The sequence below is a fragment of the Pseudoalteromonas sp. 2CM36K genome (assembly GCF_023161865.1).
Classification (GTDB): Bacteria; Pseudomonadota; Gammaproteobacteria; order Enterobacterales; family Alteromonadaceae; genus Pseudoalteromonas; species Pseudoalteromonas tetraodonis.
Genome location: NZ_JALNTK010000007.1, coordinates 20,390 through 39,736, shown reverse-complemented (window position 1 = coordinate 39,736; position 19,347 = coordinate 20,390). Strand labels below are relative to the sequence as shown.

Below are 19,347 nucleotides of genomic sequence, written 5' to 3'. Positions count from 1 at the left end.
TATAATTGGTTACGCGGTTAAAACTTGTACTAAGGGCATTTCTAATGAAAAACATTGAGTTAGATGTAATTCTACAGGCTATCCCCTCTCTTAGCTATGTAGATACTAAGCGACTGATTTACGGGGATCATGTGAGCAAATGAGTTACGAAGTAGTTAAATTAGCATGTGAAAACCTGACTCAACTTGAGAAAATGAAGTTGGCGCAATATTTAATTCAGACATCTGTGCAAGCGATGGAGAAGGAAAAGCCCAAAACCCAAGTAAAAGAGTCAGCAAGCCCAACAAAAGCTCAAGTCATGTCGAGTGTTCAAGAGCGAGTGTTAAAAAGTAGACCGTCCAAAGAGAGTTCCATGAAAAACTTTGTTCGAGCTATGTTTCAGTTTCAAGGAGGAATACCTGACACGGAAGTTGACAATATCCTTAAAGATCTAATACGGAAGAAAGTCTTCAGAATCGACGGTTCGAAAATTATTTACCTGTAGCAGACATTGGCATCAGAATAATCGCTATGCAGCCAACTCAAATACTTAAATCAACTAAACAATTTTCACTTTCAGAATTTAAAGTAGCTGCTGGTTTTCCGAATCCAAGTGAAGATTGTTTATCTGAACCAATTAGCCTCGATAATTTATTAATCACCCGGCCAAGTAGCTCTTTTTTATTCAGAGTGACGGGTAATAGTATGCTGCCTGAAATCGCAGATGGGGCAATTATAGTTGTCGATAAATCATTAAACGCGGTAACAGGGAAAATTGTACTTGCTACAATTGATAATGAGTTTGTTGTAAAGCGTTTAAAGTTAGATTACGACAATAAGAGGGCGATATTCCTAAGCTCAAACCCAGAATATGATCCAATCGTTATTGAGTTTGACGATGATAACACATGGGAAAGCAGTGTTATCTGGGGCGTAGTAACAAGTGCTATAAATATTTTTTGATGTGGGTTCTCTGTGATATTAACGCTGCATATGTTTCATTTATTCAGCTATTCAATCCTCAATACGATATAAACACCACTCCGCTTGGTGTGTTAAGTTCAAACCAAGGAAATGTTATAGCGCGAAATCAACCAATGAAAGCGCTGGGCATAAAAATGGGTGAGCCTCACTTTAAGGTCAAAGAACTGATTCGTGATAGTAATGGTCATGTATGGTTGTTGTTTGAAGTATAAGTTGACATATTTGTACTAAAAGATGGCATAAATTGGAAGTATAAGGTGGCATAGTCTAGTATTTAACCAAATGGTTAGATGGTTGACTCACATGTACAGAAGAAAACTCAAACACTCCCGTGTTAAAAACCTCCATAAATTTGCTAGTCAAAAAAATAAATCTACCTGTTTAGTTGAATCCTCTTTAGAGTTTGATGCTTGTTTCCATTTTGAATTTTCACCATCAATAGCCGCATTTGAAGCACAACCACTCGGTTACGAATATCAGTTTGATAACCGTATTTGTCGTTACACGCCTGACTTTTTACTTATCCACACAGACGGCACGCAAAAATTTATCGAAGTAAAACCACAAAGCAAAATTGCCGATGAAGACTTTCGTGCACGTTTTATTGAAAAGCAAGCCATCGCTAAGCAAGATGGACGCGATTTAATACTGGTTACTGATAAGCAAATCCGTGTATACCCAACACTCGAATAACAAACGGGATCACCTGTTGCTTTTTAACCCTTATCGTTTCGTCAGAAAGGCGTTTACGCCAAACATAGAAAGTCGATGCGTTAATGTTGTTATCACGACAAAATTGAATGATGGCTAAACCACTCGATTTTTGCTGCTCAAAAATGCCTTGCCAGTGTTTTATTTTTTGCTGTTTATTCATAATTACCTCAGGTTAATATGCTGAGTAAATTATGCATAGGTACCATTAACATTGGTATGTGGGGTTAATTACGCGCTTACTTTCCTTCAATGATGTTCATTCTGTAATCTCTATAAAAATAAAATTGCGTTAAGTGGTTTATTGTAAGGAATACTTACCCATCCATGATTTTATTTGGAGCTTTTGGTTTTGTCTTTTTGTTATGTCGCGTCAACAAAGTTACCCACTCGCTGGGGAGAATTTACTCTGCATGGATTTAAAGATATCAATAATGATCAAGAACATGTATCGATTTCTATGGGAGATTTGAGTAGTGAGGGGCCTGTTTTGGCAAGGATTCACTCTGAGTGTCTGACTGGAGACGCTTTATTTAGTTTGAGGTGTGATTGTGGCCTTCAACTAGAATCCGCATTAGAGCTAATTGCGCAGGAAAAACGAGGGGTTATATTCTATTTACGTCAAGAGGGACGTGGAATAGGGCTACTAAATAAAATAAAGGCATATGATTTACAGGATAATGGCGCTGATACTGTTGAAGCAAACTTAAAGTTAGGTTTTGATGCTGATCAAAGAGATTATTCAATATTAAAATTTATGTGTGACCATTTTAATATTTCTGAATTAAGGCTGATGACAAATAATCCAGCTAAACTCAAGGCGATTGAAGAGCTAGGTATTAATTTGTCGGAACGAGTGCCACATAAAATTGCAGCTTGCACACATAATAGTAATTATTTATCCGTAAAAAGAGATAAGATGGGTCATATCATTTAAAAGCTTGGCTTTAATAATGAGCCATTTATCTAAGGAGAGTTGCAATGAGTCAATTTAAGCATATATACGCTATTTTTATCGCACTAATTTTTGTGAATTTGCTTTCGGCGTGTTCACCTGCACAAGAGAAGAAGTTTCAATTGACAGGTACAACAATGGGGACTTCTTATCATATCACCTTTAAAGCAATGTCAGATGCAGTTGAGGTAGAACATATTCAGGTAAAAGTCGATAAAGCGCTGCTTGGTGTTAATGAAATTGCCTCGACTTATATGGAAGACTCCGAGTTGTCATTGTTCAATGCTAAAAAATCAACTCTTCCCATTGCAGCCTCCGACGAGTTTCGCGAAATGCTATCCGAAGCCATTCGCCTAGAAAGCTTCAGTAATGGCTATCTTGATGTCACGGTTGGATCATTAGTTAACCTGTGGGGCTTTGGCCCTGCTAACCGTCCAGAAACAACGCCCACCGATGAAATGATAGCGCAAGCAAGAGATAAATTTGGCATCCGCTTTTTGTCAATAGAGGGAACAACGGTTAGAAAAGCAAATCCAGATGTATACCTCGATTTATCTACGCTGGCCAAAGGATATGGGGTGGATGTTGTTGCCGACTTACTTGATAGTAAAGGTATCCATGACTACTTGGTGGAAATTGGTGGCGAAATTCGCACTAAAGGGACCTCTTTAGAAAATAAAAACTGGGTCATTGCGGTGGAAAATCCCGTGTCTGGGACGCGTGCTATTCAGCGTGTTATTACGCCCAAAGATAATGCGATTGCAACAGCTGGTGATTATCGAAACTTCTACGAAGAAAATAATGTACGTTACTCTCATCTGATTGACCCTAAAACGGGACGTCCTATAACACATAGAATGGTTTCGACTTCTGTAATCTCACCATCTTGCATGGTTGCAGATGGTTTATCGACAGCCTTTATGATTATGGGGTTGGATAAGGCAATGAACTTAGCGAATGAACATAATATAGCAGCTTTATTTATTACAAAGAACTTAGATGGCACCTTCTCAGAGCATCACTCTGAAGCATTCACTCCCTATTTAAAGTCTCAAAGTTAAAAAATAATAGAGCTTAGAGTAGATAGCTAATTAATTATCCACTCTAAGCTATTTGTCCATATTGACTTTAATTCAGATGGTTTATTTACACGATGTTTCATTCCTTCAATGAATAATGAACTATGGGTAATCTTATTTTTAAATGCATATTCACTGAGTTGTTGAGCACATTGAATGGGCACTCGAAAATCATTTGTTCCATGGATAATGAGCATGTCTGGTTTATGAGTGGGCGGTGAATTGATAACCGATGCTTCTAATCGGGCAGTGTTAATCGGTAAATAATCACTGACGAAGTCAGGAATATCGGTAACTGCCTGGTAAGTATACCAATCACTGATTGCCGCTCCAATAATTACTTTAGTGAATGCGTTGCTGTGACACCCTGTATACGCACAAATGTATCCACCTTGGCTCCAGCCTATACCTATTACCTGTTTTAAGTCGATAGCATACTGTTTATGCAAAGCTTTGATACCAGAGCAAATATCTGTAAGCGCGCATTTAAGCAGTGCGCTTAGCTATAATCGAAGTCTAGCTGCACATTCCACGGCATTAGGTCGGTAAAATCACCATCACCCTCATCTCGATTCGGCAACGTTTTAAATAAATGCACAAAGTAGTAATAAGGATTGATGTCATTGGCACGACACGTCATCACAATACTATAGAGTGTGGCGCTTGCTTGGGCACCATTAATTGACTTTGAGAATAGCCAGTTTTTCCTACCCGTGGTAAACGGCCGAATATCTCGCTCAGTAATATTATTATCAATCCCTAGTTCGCCATCTTCACTATATCGCATTAATTTCGGCCATTGATTAAGCGTGTATTTTATCGCTTTGCCAATATAACTCCCCGCCGTTACTTTACCTTCGGCTTCATCAAGCCACGCTTTAAAGTGCATTAATATGGGTAAGGCTTTTTCTTGTCGTAACTGATACCGCGCTTGAGGGGATAACTGTTTGTTTTTAGCCTGGGTTTCCAGTTTATATAATTGGCTGATAAAGCTGATGGCTTTATGCGCTCGACCTTTGTTTTTCGACTCTGCTTTTAAGGCATCGTTATATTTGCGTCTAGCGTGTGCCCAACAACCAACAGGGGTAATGCCTTCAATACCGTCATAAACACGGTAACCGTCGCACTGTAAATAGCCTTGATAACCGGCAAGAAATTCTTTTGCGCAAGCGCGACTTCGACCTGCTTGGTAATCGTAAATCACGACAGGCTCATGGCTAACCTCATTGCTGCGATAAACCCACATGTAGGAATTGCTGCTAGGATTGTCACCTTCATCTAAGACTTGTGTACGGGTTTCATCGGCACATAAACTGTGCTCATTAAGCAAGTGACGTTGCATGGCTGCCACTAAGGGGCTGATTAGCAGGCCCGCTTTAATACACCAATTAGCTAATGTTCCGCGCGATAGTTCAAGGCCGCCACGGCCTAGTATGTCAACGAAACGATAAAGCGGTAAGGCATCGCAGTATTTGCCCGTAACAACCGCCGATAACGCTTCTGGACTCGCAATGCTGCCAGGAATAGGCTGCTTGGGTTTAGGCGCGGTGATTATTTTACTGGCCAATTGTTCATGCTCGCAATGTCTGCAAGCATATTTAAATTGTTTGTGCTTAATGACGCTGACTTTCGCCGGAATAATTTTAACTTGTTCGCTGTCTTCACTACTACATTGATGTAGTTGCTCACCGCAACACTGACACGTTAACTCGGTTAAGGTGTGCTCAACCTCTTCTCGTTCAAAGTGCTCAGCCAGCGTTTGTTTGCCTTTCTTATGGTGTTTAGGCGGCTCAGTCGTTTTATGCTGCTCCGCTTCATTGAAGGTGCCCCGTGGGGCTTTTTCACTTTTTTTACCGTATTTTTGGGATTTACTTAACTTAAGCTCAGCAAGCAAGTGGTCAATCCGCGATTGCATTTCAACCTTATCTTCTTGTAAAGCATCAAGCTTAGCCTGCATAAGTGCAAGCTGATTTTGTAGTTCGGTGATGAGAATAGTGTCTGGCATTTTAATAGCATGACACATGGGAAAGATCGTTCAAGTAAAAAAAACGATCTGGTTAATTTACATCACTGATAACCCCGATAAAGTCGGGTGCCGTGTTTGATTACTGACCGGTAACCCTGATAGCAACCACTGTAATTGGCGTTGCTCGATGCCCATAGCCGTGTGTTCATTAGTCTGTTTTGGCTACTGAAATCGTCCTTGTTCTAAACGACGATAATAGAGCCAAAAACCATTGGTATCCCAAAACAAAATTTTTAATTTATCGCGTTGTTTATTACAAAAAACGAACCACGCTTGGCTTAAAGGATCGAGAGATAGGGTATCGCTGACAATAATACTTAACCCATTGATTGATTTTCGCATGTCGGTGAATCCCGTGACCAAGTAAACTTGGTGGGTGCAAGGTGTCACAGTACGCTCAATAATTTGGCTAGCGTTTGGTTAGCTAATGTCGACTCGAAGTCTATTTGATAGCCGTTTGGTGTGGTGAGTTTAATGATTGAAGGGTGTGTAAAGGCTTGCTCATGAATAACAAACGGGATCACCTGTTGCTTTTTAACCCTTATCGTTTCGTCAGAAAGGCGTTTACGCCAAACATAGAAAGTCGATGCGTTAATGTTGTTATCACGACAAAATTGAATGATGGCTAAACCACTCGATTTTTGCTGCTCAAAAATGCCTTGCCAGTGTTTTATTTTTTGCTGTTTATTCATAATTACCTCAGGTTAATATGCTGAGTAAATTATGCATAGGTAGCATTAATATTGGTATGTGGGTTTAATTGCGCGCTTACTGCTAGACACGTCCTTTTTGTTTATAAAGGTTAATGGGGGCACTGGAATATTTGGTGGTCAAAAAAAGAAAATTATATCTTTTATTGGCTCTCCTTCAGAGTTCACGCCGGGTCATGTATTTAACAAATTTATTATCGCACTAACGGCAATTAATAATATCTACCGTGGCTAGCTAAATACATAACAATCACTTGCAGTCTGACTGCCAGTGCAGAGTAGTTCTTGCACATCATTCTAAGGTGTTTATGAAAAAGATAATATTTTTGGTTCCAGCATTTTTCTTCTTTAGTGCATGCTCAAGTATGTCGCCAATACAAAAAGAAAGTGAAAGCAGTTCACATTTTGACGGGGCTGTGTATGAAGGAAAAGACTTTTATATTTCAGACGAAGAAATTCAAGGTGAAAGATATAGAATCTTTCATCAGGCATCTACTGGTTTTAGTGGAACATCAGGAATTAGAAGATCTGCGACTAAAAGAGCAAATGATTTTTGTCGTAAACAAGCTCATAATAAAAAGATGTTAACCGTTTCAGAACACACTGCAGCCCCACCATATATCTTTGGTAATTTCCCCAGAATAGAAATAATTTTTGTGTGTATTGATAAAGAAGAAACTCTAACAGCGATTGCTGTGGCTGATAAGTATGATCGTTTAACTAAAATTAAAGACCTTTTAGATAGCGGTGTTTTAAACCAGAAAGAGTTCGAAATAGAAAAGAAAAAAATATTGGCTGAGAAGTAACATTTAACAATAGGGTAAGGTTACCAACGACCGTAAGTAGCACTTTAGCGAAGTCCGCCTAGAGCGAGAAGCAGTCAGTCAAAACTAAACAAAATAAACGGCTTTATCGAAACAATGGTGCCTGTGATCTTGTTAACCTCAATGAGGTTTCACCCGTAAATATTGGTGAAAAAGCATAACAAAAACAGGCAAGCGACACCAAAAATCGGCGCGCCTGCTGTAAGCGTTATAAGCTCATACAATAATAGAGGTTACATGAATCGAGAATTTCAAGAGCAGTTAGATGGTGCACGAAACACATTTTTTTGGTTCTTAAAAGGTATAGATAATAAATTTAATATTGAATTACCTGAATATGTTTATCATTACACTTCACTTGAAAGCTTCTATTCGATGGTTGAATCTAACACCATCTGAGGCGCTTAAAAAGTCTGTTCGATTAGTTGCTCTTGAAAATGATTTAGTTGACCGTACAGCTAAACCTAAAGCGGATATGGCTAAGCTTACTAAGAAAACCAACACCAAGGCTAAGCTAGTTGCGGCTAAGAAAGAGCGCGGTAAGTTGTCGGGTACAGGTGGTGGCAATAGTCGACCTGATATTGATATTTCACGTATGTCGGACGACGAGTTTGCGGGTCTTAGTGCAGAGGCTAAGGCGCGTGCAAGAGGGGACTACGTATAGTAATTTGTAATTTATGTCCCAAATAAAGAAATTGATAGTACAACCTTAAATTAATATAGTTTGTACTATCAATTTTGGTCATGCTTTAATGTTTGGCTTATATTTCTTTCTGCTTTCTATCTCTTTATTAATCATGTATTGCTCCATATACTCATAGTCAGGCTGACCACTATCTAGTATCGGTAGCATTATCTTTTCCCTCATAATTCTTTTGTCATTTATTTCTCTGTTAAAGTTATATTTGTTTGATAACCTATTTAGAACAGAGGAAAGAAATAGATAAGTATGTTTGGTAAAATTTCCTTTAAGGTGTGTAACATGGTCACTTGCAACAAATTCATATGGGTGAAAAAAGGTAGCTCCTACAGAACCACTGTTAGCTAGAGTTAGACAATTAGAAAAAAGCCTAACTTTTTCTGAATTACCAATAAAATTGTCAATCCCATTATTATATCCAGTCGAGGATATATAAGGTTTATCACCAGCCAATTGATTGCCTTTAGTCAGCCTTTTACCCCTTTGTATCTCTTTAAATATCTCTTTTAGGAAAAACTCTCCCCATTTAATTTCATTCAACTCGAGTAAAGGGATAAACTTGTATTTTTTTAGAATATTTTTGGAATAAATATTATAGCGGTTGATCTTTTCATTAATTATACGACGCCCATAAGCTTCCATACATTCCCAATCAGGCTCACCCTCTATATCGACTGGTAAAAAGACTGTCTCTCTTTTAACTACATTTAATTGAGCCTGCCGGCCATATGAATATTTATCACCCTGACGATTAATCATTGATGATATGAACAAGCCATTATATTTATTTAATTTGTCATGAGTAATGCAAGAAACGTCATGAGAGCAAAAGAAAGGACTTGGCTGGTAAAATGAAGTTAATCTAACTTTCTCTATTGTGATGAAGTTTTTAGGAAATAAGGTTTTATTCCCGATGAAAGAGCTTACACCGTTATTTATAGCGCTTGCAGTAATATGTGGATTACTACCAGGCATAATCATACTTTTTTTCAGGTATGTACCTTTTCTAGTTTTGAAAAGATCACCAATCTTAAATGCTACCCAATCTTTTTTACTTAAGTCTAGATCCATCATATTTAGCTCTTACTTCCCGATTCGTTAAATAAGTCCTGTTTGTTTTGCATAAGCATCGAGAACTCGAATGTAAGATAATCATTAATAGATTTTTGGAATTCAGATTCGTCAGGTATTTCATCATTAAAATAGTAAAAACTGTGAAGCCATTCGTCCCCACTTTCAACTGTGGTTTCAACGCAAAACTTAGTTTCTGCGTCTAGCCTATCAAACCAAACATCTAATAGATGTTGCTTTTTGTCTTTGGCTTGTTCAGTCTCAATTAAACCGATATGCGGGCTGACCTTAAAACCATCTTCTCTAAAGTCTACAAACTTACATTTTTTTTCGGTTGGATGCGCCTCACCCGCAGTGAATAATGCAATGCAAGGCATTGTCCCAACGCCGTAGAAAGTATCTTTATTTAATGTTATGACACCTTCTAATGTATGGTTCTTAAGAATGTTATTTTTGACTGCCAGCTCTTCTTTAGTTTTTCCTGTCATAGATGACTGAGGAATAATAACAACAGCTCTAGCTCCGGGTAAAAGAGAGTTTAGTAAATGCTCTGTGAATGAGATTTCGTATAGGTCTGGATTTTTTTTAGAACCTTGGGAATAAGGAGGGTTCATCATCCCTACAGTAGCACCACTAAGTTGCAGTTTACTTGCAGACTCATTTAGAAAATTATGATTGACTAAGTTACTTTTGCCATCGCCACGTAAGATCATATTTGTAGTAGCGATAGTAAACATATAAGGTTGAAGCTCAAACCCCAATAGTTGTTTCTGCTTTATACTTTTCTTTTTTGCCTCAGTTTCAGCTTGGATCAGCATATGATGCATAGCAGCGATTAAAAAACCGGCAGTACCTGCGCAAGGGTCTAGTACGATATCATCTTGGTTAATATCTACAAGTTCACAAAACAAGTCAGTAATATGTTTTGGTGTCAATACAATACCTAGTGTCTGACCGTCACCTCCAGAATAGGACATAAATTCACCATAAAACCTACCTAAAAAATCTTCTGATGAATTTGTGTACTTAATACTTTTATAGATTTTTTCCTGTAGGAATTGTGTAAAATGTTTTAGAGGAGTTTTGTTTAGCCCTATATTAACCTCATTTAATATTTGAGTATCTTTTATTATTGCGAATTGACTGAGAATTTTATCCCTTTTTACATCAGGTGAAACATTAGAACGTCTTAGATTTGACTCAATAGCTTTATAAATTTTTTCACCATCAGTTGTAATCTCTTGATCTCCGGCTAGGTCATCAATAGAGAAGTTTCTATGTTCTGACTCTCTTAGGGCAAGTAAAATACCAGAAACAACTAGTGGCTTATCAATATCTTTCAAGTTACCGTAATTTCTTAGGTCTTCATGTAAATCAGAGGCGTCCTTTAATATTTCAGCTAACTCTTTTTCAGAATCAGTGGCTTCATTGAGTACTTCTCTTGTGTAGTACTCCTCTATATTATCTTTATTAAATGTAATGAAGGACTCAAGCTCAGTTAGCTCTCTGTAATAATTAGTTTCATCAATATATATGGGACTAATTCTATGTTTTTTTTCATCCCCAGAGATTCCGAATGCAATAATTTTTTTATAGCTTGTATTTTTAGCTAAATGTTGTCCATAAAACAAAGCACCATTAATCGCAAAATCTTTGACGTCTTTAACTTCAAGGCTAATTGCGCCGTCCATGTTCAATTTGACGTGTTTTGATAAATCGGCTTTATTTTCGATGACTAAAAGAAAATCTTTCACTACACCTACATATTCAGGAAAGCCCACTCTTCCTGTTCCATTTTTTGATGCGGTCTTTAAAGCATTATTAATCTCTAAAATGGTACTACCTTGCGGGTCAAGTTCGATCCCAGCTTCTTGCAATAACCCATGAACCCACAAATCAGTTTTAGCTTCTTTTTTAGCCACTTCTAATTCTCCTTAAGATAAATACCAGTTATTATTACCTGCCGACCGACAGGGTTTTATTATACATTTAAAGTAATTCCTAACAATTTGAAATCTATTAAATTTTAGCAACATGGAAGAATTTGAGTATAAAAATTTTAATTTACCTAACCTTTGATTAGGGGCTGTTGATCTTTGTAGTACATATATCAATCAGCCCACATTGGTAGCCACATCATAGTAAATGCTAAAGCGAGCATTGAATGATAATTTCGTTCAAGCTTTTCATACCGCGTGGCTATCCCTCTATATTGCTTAATACGGCCAAATGCATTCTCAACCAAGTGCCGATATTTGTACATGCACCAGTCAATATCTTCATTGCCTACTAAACTGTTGCCCTTACGTGGAATAACGGGTGTAGCGTTATTATCACGAACAAACGCTCTCAGTTTTTCACTGTCGTAGCCTTTATCTGCGACAACCATATTACTTGTTGGGCAATTAGCTACGAGTGACTCTGCATGGACGATATCATGCGTATTTCCACAGGATAATTCATAATAAACAGGCAACCCTCCGCTATCGACTGCAAGATGAATTTTCGTAGAATTTCCACCTCGGCTCTTTCCAATTGATTCATTGTCAGCAGTTCTTGCACCGCAACTATGTTGATGAGCCCTGACAATACTGCCATCAATGAAGACCCAATCCATGTCCGCATCACGAGATAATGCGCGAAACAGTTCATTCAAAATCCCTTTTTTGGACCATAAATTAAACCGTCTGTAGATAGCACTCCAACGGCCAAAATCAGAAGGTAAATCTCGCCATGGAATACCTGTGCGCATCTTATACAGTATGCCTTCGAGCGTTTTTCTATGGTCGGGCTTATTATAAATTCGACCACTTAAGTACATTACTTTTGATAAGACATTCCATGTCCCGTCTGTTAACATTAATCTTGGCATGTAGGTTCGGTGTAAAGTTTTCTGGCGAATTCAATTATACCTTATCTTCATGCTGTTTGTTTTTCATACCACAAAGATCAACACGCCCTAGAGTGAGTGTCATGTTATTTTATAATTAGAGTGGGTGTCATGTTATTTTTTATTTTTTTGGCAACATTACAGTGAATAAAGGGATGAATAAATTGACCTTACGGGGTCAACTGAAAGTGAATGCGCAATGGCAACTGTATTGCCTTGTTCATAATATAGAAAAGCTACAAAACACGATGCATTAAGAGGGGTAAGCCCTTTTAACCTCAATAAAGCCACTTAAACACCAGTAATACCTTCCAAAATGCCAATTAAAACAACATCAAACTCCCACTTTATATTCTGCATAAAATAAGTAATCGATTGAACCAAAATAGGAACTCAGCTATGGTTTGTTTATCAATAAAAGCAAATAAAAAAACGAGTTAATCTACAGGCTCGTTAGCAGCCAAGGATCGCATAATGTCACTTATCAGCACATACACTTCCCCCTCCGATTTATTTATGAAGTTATTACGGGAAGGTACAAGAACATGGAGAGCATCTGATATAGCTAATAAATCAGACCATTTATTCAATTTTTGTGTCACATCAATTTCCTTAAGAGATTGGTGCATTTCTTATCTCAAACTCACAGGCAAAGATAAAAATGACTTTTCCGAAATGCACTCAAAAATACTACCCTTAAAGTATTGTGGTGACATTGCTAACTCATCTAAGCACTTTGAGGTTCAAAGTGATAGAAAATCACCAGTTACTGGAGTCATAGGTAACGTAGAAACATCAATTCCAATGTTTGCAGATGGTAAGCTAAGACATGATTTAGCGATTGAAACACTTTCTTTTGAAATATGTACGGATGACGGAAAAGCTAAAGATTTAATGTTATTATTATTTGAAGTATGCACTGAATGGATTAAGGTTTTTAAACAATTTGATATACAACACCCTAACGAGGATTTAATCGGGCATATGTTTATTGAGTATCAATAAATATGGCTGCTAACAACACGCCCTGAGGTGGACAGCAAGCACTAAAGCTCACTTTCCATCGCAAATTTTAACAGCGGTGATCCCTTACTTTTCAATGCGGTTAAGTAAGTCGATTCATCGTAGGGCGTATGTGTTTTCCAGCACCTAAATAGTATTCTTATCCACTTAAATGCTAATGATCTGATGATGGTATTATGGGGTTTTCCTTTGGCTTCTTGCTGCCGATAATATGCTTTTGCCCAAAATGAATAACGAATAGTAAAGCCAGCCCATTCTACAAATTTTTGCCTTAAAGATTTAGAAATTAAACAGACCCCCTTAAAGTTTTCATCTGGCGTATTCATAGAGTATTTTATTTAAACCAACCTACATCAAAGGGCTTTTAAGTAGATTGGCATTGTGTAAAGTGCAATATAGTTGTTTTTACTTGTTTTTAAACGGCATGATGAGTAACCCCCAAAGCGAGGCGTTTTGCTTAGCACTTGGGTATTCAACCAAACCAATATCTATTTCTGCGTCGGCTTTTTTGGCCTCACTTTTATAGCTGCCAAAAAGTTTGTCCCACCAAATTACACTAAAGCCATAGTTTGAATTTGTTTCACTCACTACTTTACTGTGGTGAATGCGGTGCAGTATTTGCGTCATTAATATAAGGCGTAGTGGCTTTTCAATGGCGTTTGGTAGGCGTATGTTTGCATGGTTAAACAAGGCGAGTCCATTTAACGCGATTTCAAATATAAGTACGGCAATGGCGGGTACGCCAAGTGCAGTAACTGCAATGAGTTTTATAACTATGCTAAGCACAATTTCGATGGGGTGAAAGCGCAGGCCTGTACTGGTATCTACATGCGCATCGGCGTGGTGTACGCGGTGTAAACGCCATAATAGTGGCACTTTATGAAACAATCTATGCTGCCAATAAATGAGTATATCGAGCAGTACAAGGCTTAGCACTATGGCTATTATGCTAGGCATAGCTAGTTGGTTAAATAAGCCGATGGTGTGCTCTTGATTGTAAAGTGCTACTGCGGTTAAACCAATAGGTACGGCTAAGCGCGCAATCACAGATGAGGCAAACACTAAGCCAAAATTTGCAAACCAGCGAGTGCTGCTTTTAATGGGCGATTGCCTTGCGGGCTGTCGCCATTCAAGCAGCATCATTATGACTAAAATGCTAAAAAAGCAACCGAGTCGCCACCAAACTTCGTTAGTCATTATTATTTATAACCTCATTGGCTTCTTGCTGTTTAAGTGTGTGGTAGCCGCCATGTATACGGGTAAATATGGTAATGGCACAGGCAAAAGCAAATATGCCAGCGAGGAGGGCAAAGTGCTGCGGCCAAATACAAAAGGCTATAAATAGCGCTATTGTTTCTGTGCCTTCGGTTAAACCATTTAAGTAGTAAAAGCTTTTATATTTAAATTGTGGTTTTTCGAGTTTAAACTTTTCAGCGGCTATGGCAAAGGCTAAAAAGCTTGAACCCGTGCCAATAAATGCAGCGAGTAATATAGCGCCTGCAATGGCGTTTTGTTCGGGGTTTGCCAAAATAAAGCCAAGCGGAATGGCCGCGTAAAATAAAAAGTCGAGTGTAATATCTAAAAAGCCGCCGGCGCTTGAGCTTAAATTAGCATGGCGTGCTAGTGCGCCGTCAAGCCCATCTAAAATGCGATTGAAAGCAATGGCAGCTAATGCGCCGTACCACATTTCAAAAGCAAGTAATGGCACAGCGAGCAAACCAATTAAAAAGCCAAATACTGTTAGCTGATCGGGTGTTATGCCGCATTTATGTATTAGCATTACCACAGGCTTTAACAGTGGTTTTATTACAGGGGTGATAAATTTATCTAACATAGGGTGCCTTGTGCGCTTAAAGTACAGTATTTAAGGTGAAAAGTTTACCGTTTGCAGCGTCGTAATCGCTATGATCGTGCGTTACCATAATGGCAGGCAGTTTATGTTGGCGTATTTGGCTAAACACCAGTTCACGTGTATCAACGCGCAGTTGCGTGTCGAGCTTACTAAAAGGCTCATCGAGTAAAATAGCTTTTGGCTCACTTAATAACAGTCGTAATAGCGCAACGCGTGCTTGTTGGCCGCCCGACAAGCTATCGGGATGGCGATTGGCCATTCCTTTTAAACCGACTTGCTCAAGTGCGTGTGCTATTTTTTCAATGCGTTGTTTTTTATCCCCTTTGGGCATAGCAAAAGCAATATTACCCGCCACACTTAAGTGCGAAAACAATAAAGCGTCTTGATACAGTACGCCAATATGGCGTAAATGCGTGGGTAAATCATTTATATTTTTACCGTTAAGCCACACCTCCCCAGTGGCTTTAAAACCACTGGGTAAAGTGCCTGTAAGCCAGTTTAACAAGCTTGATTTACCGCTGCCCGATGGGCCCATAATCGTTAGAATTTCACCGCCATTAACTTGCTCGTTTAAGCTAAGTAGTCGCTCATTTTGGCGATAAAGCTGACAATTTTTAATCTGTAAAGATGACTGCATTAAAAAACCTTTCACTCAATACTGTTTACTGTGGGAGCTTTACACTCGTGCGCTTTTAAAAAAGTACTTAGGTAAAACCCATGCCAGTATAAATCCAATAAGCGGGAGTGCCATTTGCATAATAGCGTATACGGCACTGGTGCGACTACTTGCGCCATTTGCCAGGGTAACGGCTTCGGTTGTTATGGTGGCTATACGCCCGCCACCGGCTAAAAGAGTTGGTAAGTATTGGCCAAAACTGATCGCTAATCCCAATGCGGCTGCAATTAAAATAGGTGCAAATAACTGCGGTAATTTCACCTTAAAAAACACTTTGCTAGGCGCTGCGCCCAAACTTGCTGCAACGCGCGCAAAGCGAGAGTCTAACCGCCTATAACTGCTCGCGAGTGACAAAAATACGTAAGGCAAAACAAACAGTAAATGGGTAAACACCACATTAAAAAATGCGGCTTGGTTATTTACCCATTGTTGTATCCATACTAGGCCAAACAAAAAGGCAATACTGGGTACTAATAGCGGTAAGTAAATAATTAAACTGGTAAAGCGAGAGATGGGTTTGTCGCTTAACTGCTCCGACTCTAAACACAATAAAGTAACTGTAATGGCAAATACCGTTGTGACTAAACCAATAGCTAGGGTATTAAAAAGCGGGTTGCTCATTTGCATTAATGCACTGTTAAAATGCAGTAGTGTAAATTGCTCAGGGAGTGCATCGGGAAAGCGCCAAAAGCCGGCAACCGACCACAAAATAAGGGCAATTAGCGACAGTAAAATAAAACCGATCACTAAAGCTGTGAGTATTATCGTTAGTTTTTGCCAATAAAACCCGCCGTATTCGCGCACCCCGTTAGTGAGTGAATCGCTAAACAATACCTTTATCGCTTTTTCGCCGCTAAGCCAAAGCGCAAGTAACCCACCCGTGAGTGCCAGTTGTAGCAAAGCACCGGCTGAGGCTTTAATACGTAAGTTTAAATCAACATCGTTAAACCAATGCATAATAGCTACCGCTAATGTTGGCGGTGTATTTGGGCCTAAAATAAGTGGCATTTCTACACTGGCGCTGGCATAAGCGAGCACAGCTAAAATAGGTAAACGCAGCAGTGGGTAAAGGCTAGGGAGTATTACTTTAAAAAAGGCGGTCATGGGGCAGTAACCCAAATTAAGCGCAACTTTATGTTGCTGGCGTAATTTTTTGCCAAGCTCAGGCTGCGCCAGTACGCCTAGTGCCATTAATAACAAAAATGGCAGCTCTTTAAGCGTTAACCCTAAAATTATACTAATGCCGAACGAGTCATGCGGAAATAGGCCGTTTGGTGCAAGTTCCCACCCGCTTAACCAAGGCGATATAATTCGCGAAATCATGCCTGAAGGGGCAATTAAAAAACCTACCGCAATAGCCGCTGCAGCGTGTGGGATCACTAAAATAGGGCTCAGTAAACGCTGAATGCGGTTAAGCCAAGGGCTGTTAAAAAAAGCGGCTAAAATCATCAAAGTAATAATAAAAGCAAGTAAGGTACTTATTAAACCGGTACCAATACTTAGCATAGCCATATTTATTAGGCCGGGTGTTTGCCAAAGCATGGTAAAACCTTGCAAGCCAAGTGTTGTTTGATCAAGTGCAGGGGCATAACCAAAGGCGGGTAGTAACACACTAATTAAGCCGCCAAGTACGGGTAAAATAAGTAAAACGAGTAAAAAACGTGGGCTTAATTTTACTATTTTACTAAACATATCATGGCTTTTACGGGCGTGAGGCCCATGGCTTGTCGCCACTTTATTGCTAACAACACTCATTGGCTTACTCCATAACGGGTTTGCCAACCTTGCAGAATGGCGTTTACCCAGCTTGGGTGTGGCTCGCTCAATGTGCGTTTAATACTGTTTAAAGGCAGTGCACTTGGATGTGGTTTAGCTGTTTTAAATAAGGCTTGCTGATCAGGCGTTAACGTTGATTGAATAAGTACGCTTTTATCGCCCCATATATGTGCTTTTTGCTTTTGGGCTTGTGCCTCAGGGCTTAATAAAAAGTTAGCGACTAATTGCGCGCTTTGCGGGTGGCTTGCATTATAAGGAATTGCCACAAAGTGAGTATTACTTAAACTGCCATCAGCCATTGCATAGCTGCGAATGCTTTTTGGTAAATCGTAGCGTTTAACGGCTGCGGGCACTTCGGGTGCTGAAAAGGTAAAGGCAATACTTAGCTCGGTATCGTCTACTAAACGGCGCATTTGCGCGCCACTTTGCATAAAGTGAGTGCCACCACGCCAAAGCGTAGGGTGTAGCTTATTTAAAAAGTCCCACAGTGGGGTTAACACTTGTGCTGTGTTGTTAGCGGTAGCCGCTTGGTTTAACTGCGCTTTAATGCTTTCACTACTTTGCTGATGCAGTATTACTAAGGCGTATTTTAAAAAGCTCATCCCTAAAAAATCAGGCGGCTTTGGGTAGCTAAAACGCCCCTGGTTTTGTGCGCTCCAGTTTAATAATTCGTTTAATGTAGTAGGGAGTTTGTTGTTTGCCTGTTTATTTATTGCAATGCTGTCGTAATAAAAGGTGAGCGATGCTTGCCCCCACGGTGCTTCCATACCGTTTGTGGGTATGCCAAAGTCAAAATTAACTGCAGGGTTATTAGCGGGATCTGTGTAGGCAAAGTGTGGTAGTTTATTTGCCCACTGTTTTAACAACAATGCGTGCTCGCTCATAGTGGCAAAGTTAGCGCCGTTTATCCATACCAGATCAACACTGCCTTGGTCATTATTATGTGCTGATTTTTCGGCCAACACTCGGCTTACTGCTTCGCTGGTGTCGCTGAGCTTTACATGCACTAAGTTAATATTATATTTAGTTTTAACTTGCTGGGCAGCCCATTGAATATAGGCATTTATTTGCGCGTCGCCGCCCCAGGCATAAAAGTACACGCTTTGGTTATTACCAAGCGTTTCAATATTTTCCCAGCGAGTGAGTAGTTCTTTACTCATATTATGAGCGCTGTTATTAGCAAAAGTACTTAAGCTTGTTATTAGGCAAACGCAAAACGCGACACAGTAAACACTGTAACGCGTAGCTGTTTGCCAAAACTTACTGGCGTGCATTTAAATCCCAGTTGTAGTCTAAAAATTTTACTTTCATGTCATTATTTCTAAGCGCTTTTTGCTGAGCGGGTACTAGTTTAAGTGCATCGCTATATTGCAGTAAAAACTGCTGTAGCGTGTCTGCACCTCTAAAACCTTTTTCAAAGTCATCGCCGTACCATTTAAATATAGAGGAGATATTTAGCGTATTTTCCTGCGCAAAATTACGTGTTGTATCAGATAAAAAACGCACCGTTTGCTGTTGCAATTGGCTCTCTAGTTCAGTAGCTGTGAATGCCTCCCCGCGCAGCGCAGGGCAACCAATACTTGCACAATTTACAGCAAAATGAATACGTGGGTCGTTATATTTACCGCTGCCACGAATTAAACCGTGCTCTATGTCATCAAGGCTGCGAGTTTTGCCAAGTAATGGCACAAACTCTTTACTCCATGGTGAGCTAAAAAAGCTCCCTAAGTCTTTAATTGATTTAAGATCTGGGTACTTTGTCAATATAAGTTCAACAGTCCACGCATTATAAGCATTGATTAAAAAAGCGAGTTGCTTAGGCTTTTCCCACGCGTCAAATTCGCTTTGCGTTACAGCCGTTAACGAATCTAAATACGTTTTTAGCTGTGCATGCTCACGTTTTATGGCAGCGTAATCAACCTCAGTACTGTGATTATGGTTAATAGCGACAACATGCTTATTTAACAATGCATTCCAGCTATCGTGCAGGTTATTAGTCGTACTTTGCGCTTGGCTTGAAAGCGACGTTATAAGCGCCGTCGCAAGTAATGTCGCACTTAATAATAAAGGCTTTAATGTTGTGTTAAACAT

At 39.3% G+C, this 19,347-nt stretch carries 25 protein-coding genes and 1 pseudogene; 11 read left to right on the top strand and 15 right to left on the bottom strand.

The features are described 5' to 3' along the window. Nucleotides 1-139 precede the first annotated feature (139 nt). The 4 genes from MTN97_RS05935 (at nt 140) to MTN97_RS05920 (ending at nt 1,656) form a co-directional block, all read left to right on the top strand. Complete coding sequence (locus MTN97_RS05935) at nt 140-484, top strand: hypothetical protein (protein WP_248473920.1); 345 nt, start codon at nt 140-142, stop codon at nt 482-484. Between the two features lie 26 nt (nt 485-510). After that, complete coding sequence (locus MTN97_RS05930; protein ID WP_248473919.1) at nt 511-942, top strand: LexA family transcriptional regulator; 432 nt, start codon at nt 511-513, stop codon at nt 940-942. Beyond that, nucleotides 942-1,175: a hypothetical protein gene (locus MTN97_RS05925; RefSeq protein WP_248473918.1), complete on the top strand. Its 234-nt coding sequence runs from the start codon at nt 942-944 to the stop codon at nt 1,173-1,175. The genes MTN97_RS05930 and MTN97_RS05925 overlap by 1 nt, the downstream gene beginning before the upstream one ends. Before the next feature lie 91 nt (nt 1,176-1,266). Continuing rightward, on the top strand, nt 1,267-1,656 hold the full coding sequence (locus MTN97_RS05920; RefSeq protein ID WP_248473917.1) for a Tn7 transposase TnsA N-terminal domain-containing protein: 390 nt from the start codon (nt 1,267-1,269) through the stop codon (nt 1,654-1,656). Here the strand turns inward: MTN97_RS05920 and tnpA (MTN97_RS05915) are convergent. Continuing rightward, complete coding sequence (gene tnpA, locus MTN97_RS05915) at nt 1,616-1,837, bottom strand: IS66 family insertion sequence element accessory protein TnpA (RefSeq protein ID WP_248473916.1); 222 nt, start codon at nt 1,835-1,837, stop codon at nt 1,616-1,618. The two genes, MTN97_RS05920 and tnpA (MTN97_RS05915), sit on opposite strands and share 41 nt — an antisense overlap. A 189-nt stretch (nt 1,838-2,026) precedes the next feature. On the opposite strand from tnpA (MTN97_RS05915), the gene ribA reads away from it, so the two are divergent. Continuing rightward, entirely contained in the window at nt 2,027-2,611 is a 585-nt protein-coding gene (gene ribA, locus MTN97_RS05910; RefSeq protein ID WP_182798307.1) for a GTP cyclohydrolase II, read from the top strand. Nucleotides 2,612-2,655: 44 nt separating this feature from the next. Further along, the gene (locus tag MTN97_RS05905; RefSeq protein ID WP_248473915.1) at nt 2,656-3,690 is read left to right on the top strand and encodes an FAD:protein FMN transferase; all 1,035 of its coding nucleotides are present in this window, start codon (nt 2,656-2,658) and stop codon (nt 3,688-3,690) included. 26 nt (nt 3,691-3,716) lie between these two features. Here the strand turns inward: MTN97_RS05905 and MTN97_RS05900 are convergent, their stop codons facing one another. The 4 genes from MTN97_RS05900 to tnpA (MTN97_RS05885) all read right to left on the bottom strand — a co-directional run bounded on the left by MTN97_RS05900 (nt 3,717) and on the right by tnpA (MTN97_RS05885) (nt 6,426). Further along, complete coding sequence (locus MTN97_RS05900) at nt 3,717-4,178, bottom strand: S9 family peptidase (RefSeq protein ID WP_290211275.1); 462 nt, start codon at nt 4,176-4,178, stop codon at nt 3,717-3,719. Nucleotides 4,179-4,207: 29 nt separating this feature from the next. Beyond that, on the bottom strand, nt 4,208-5,713 hold the full coding sequence (gene tnpC / locus MTN97_RS05895) for an IS66 family transposase (RefSeq protein ID WP_248473913.1): 1,506 nt from the start codon (nt 5,711-5,713) through the stop codon (nt 4,208-4,210). A gap of 183 nt (nt 5,714-5,896) precedes the next feature. After that, nucleotides 5,897-6,124 carry an IS66 family insertion sequence element accessory protein TnpB gene (gene tnpB, locus MTN97_RS05890; protein ID WP_290211265.1) on the bottom strand — a complete coding sequence of 76 codons (228 nt, stop codon included), beginning with the start codon at nt 6,122-6,124 and terminating at the stop codon, nt 5,897-5,899. Beyond that, entirely contained in the window at nt 6,121-6,426 is a 306-nt protein-coding gene (tnpA, locus tag MTN97_RS05885) for an IS66 family insertion sequence element accessory protein TnpA (RefSeq protein WP_013465796.1), read from the bottom strand. Before tnpA (MTN97_RS05885) ends, tnpB begins: the two co-directional genes overlap by 4 nt. 326 nt (nt 6,427-6,752) lie before the next feature. Here tnpA (MTN97_RS05885) and MTN97_RS05880 point away from each other — a divergent pair, with 326 nt between their 5' ends. The 3 genes from MTN97_RS05880 to MTN97_RS05870 all read left to right on the top strand — a co-directional run bounded on the left by MTN97_RS05880 (nt 6,753) and on the right by MTN97_RS05870 (nt 7,932). Beyond that, entirely contained in the window at nt 6,753-7,250 is a 498-nt protein-coding gene (locus MTN97_RS05880) for an SHOCT domain-containing protein (RefSeq protein ID WP_086994376.1), read from the top strand. Nucleotides 7,251-7,505: 255 nt separating this feature from the next. Continuing rightward, on the top strand, nt 7,506-7,667 hold the full coding sequence (locus tag MTN97_RS05875) for a hypothetical protein (RefSeq protein WP_248473911.1): 162 nt from the start codon (nt 7,506-7,508) through the stop codon (nt 7,665-7,667). Then, nucleotides 7,648-7,932: a hypothetical protein gene (locus tag MTN97_RS05870; protein ID WP_248473910.1), complete on the top strand. Its 285-nt coding sequence runs from the start codon at nt 7,648-7,650 to the stop codon at nt 7,930-7,932. Before MTN97_RS05875 ends, MTN97_RS05870 begins: the two co-directional genes overlap by 20 nt. A 78-nt stretch (nt 7,933-8,010) precedes the next feature. On the opposite strand, the gene MTN97_RS05865 is transcribed toward MTN97_RS05870, so the two are convergent. The 3 genes from MTN97_RS05865 to MTN97_RS05855 all read right to left on the bottom strand — a co-directional run bounded on the left by MTN97_RS05865 (nt 8,011) and on the right by MTN97_RS05855 (nt 11,911). After that, the gene (locus tag MTN97_RS05865) at nt 8,011-9,042 is read right to left on the bottom strand and encodes a restriction endonuclease subunit S (RefSeq protein WP_248473909.1); all 1,032 of its coding nucleotides are present in this window, start codon (nt 9,040-9,042) and stop codon (nt 8,011-8,013) included. A 2-nt stretch (nt 9,043-9,044) separates the two neighbouring features. After that, complete coding sequence (locus tag MTN97_RS05860; protein WP_248473908.1) at nt 9,045-10,961, bottom strand: class I SAM-dependent DNA methyltransferase; 1,917 nt, start codon at nt 10,959-10,961, stop codon at nt 9,045-9,047. A gap of 188 nt (nt 10,962-11,149) precedes the next feature. Beyond that, on the bottom strand, nt 11,150-11,911 hold the full coding sequence (locus MTN97_RS05855; protein WP_024600859.1) for an IS5 family transposase: 762 nt from the start codon (nt 11,909-11,911) through the stop codon (nt 11,150-11,152). A 146-nt stretch (nt 11,912-12,057) separates the two neighbouring features. On the opposite strand from MTN97_RS05855, the pseudogene MTN97_RS05850 reads away from it, so the two are divergent. Next, nucleotides 12,058-12,186 (top strand): annotated as a pseudogene (locus MTN97_RS05850) (transposase); the annotation flags it as partial. A 217-nt stretch (nt 12,187-12,403) separates the two neighbouring features. Then, nucleotides 12,404-12,934 carry a hypothetical protein gene (locus tag MTN97_RS05845; protein WP_248473906.1) on the top strand — a complete coding sequence of 177 codons (531 nt, stop codon included), beginning with the start codon at nt 12,404-12,406 and terminating at the stop codon, nt 12,932-12,934. A 41-nt stretch (nt 12,935-12,975) separates the two neighbouring features. Here the strand turns inward: MTN97_RS05845 and MTN97_RS05840 are convergent, their stop codons facing one another. The 7 genes from MTN97_RS05840 to MTN97_RS05810 all read right to left on the bottom strand — a co-directional run bounded on the left by MTN97_RS05840 (nt 12,976) and on the right by MTN97_RS05810 (nt 19,347). Then, nucleotides 12,976-13,278: a hypothetical protein gene (locus MTN97_RS05840; RefSeq protein ID WP_248473905.1), complete on the bottom strand. Its 303-nt coding sequence runs from the start codon at nt 13,276-13,278 to the stop codon at nt 12,976-12,978. 79 nt (nt 13,279-13,357) lie between these two features. Continuing rightward, nucleotides 13,358-14,149, bottom strand: a complete 792-nt coding sequence (locus MTN97_RS05835; protein ID WP_248473904.1) for a sterol desaturase family protein — start codon at nt 14,147-14,149, stop codon at nt 13,358-13,360. After that, a complete protein-coding gene (locus MTN97_RS05830) occupies nt 14,142-14,786 on the bottom strand; it encodes a CDP-alcohol phosphatidyltransferase family protein (RefSeq protein WP_248473903.1) in 645 nt (214 codons plus the stop codon). The genes MTN97_RS05835 and MTN97_RS05830 overlap by 8 nt, the downstream gene beginning before the upstream one ends. Before the next feature lie 16 nt (nt 14,787-14,802). Continuing rightward, a complete protein-coding gene (locus MTN97_RS05825; protein WP_208835075.1) occupies nt 14,803-15,441 on the bottom strand; it encodes an ATP-binding cassette domain-containing protein in 639 nt (212 codons plus the stop codon). A 39-nt stretch (nt 15,442-15,480) separates the two neighbouring features. Continuing rightward, complete coding sequence (locus MTN97_RS05820) at nt 15,481-17,235, bottom strand: ABC transporter permease (protein ID WP_248473902.1); 1,755 nt, start codon at nt 17,233-17,235, stop codon at nt 15,481-15,483. Then, nucleotides 17,232-18,530 (bottom strand): ABC transporter substrate-binding protein, encoded by a 1,299-nt coding sequence (locus MTN97_RS05815; protein WP_248473901.1) that lies wholly within the window; start codon nt 18,528-18,530, stop codon nt 17,232-17,234. Before MTN97_RS05815 ends, MTN97_RS05820 begins: the two co-directional genes overlap by 4 nt. After that, complete coding sequence (locus MTN97_RS05810) at nt 18,517-19,347, bottom strand: DUF547 domain-containing protein (RefSeq protein WP_248473900.1); 831 nt, start codon at nt 19,345-19,347, stop codon at nt 18,517-18,519. The genes MTN97_RS05815 and MTN97_RS05810 overlap by 14 nt, the downstream gene beginning before the upstream one ends.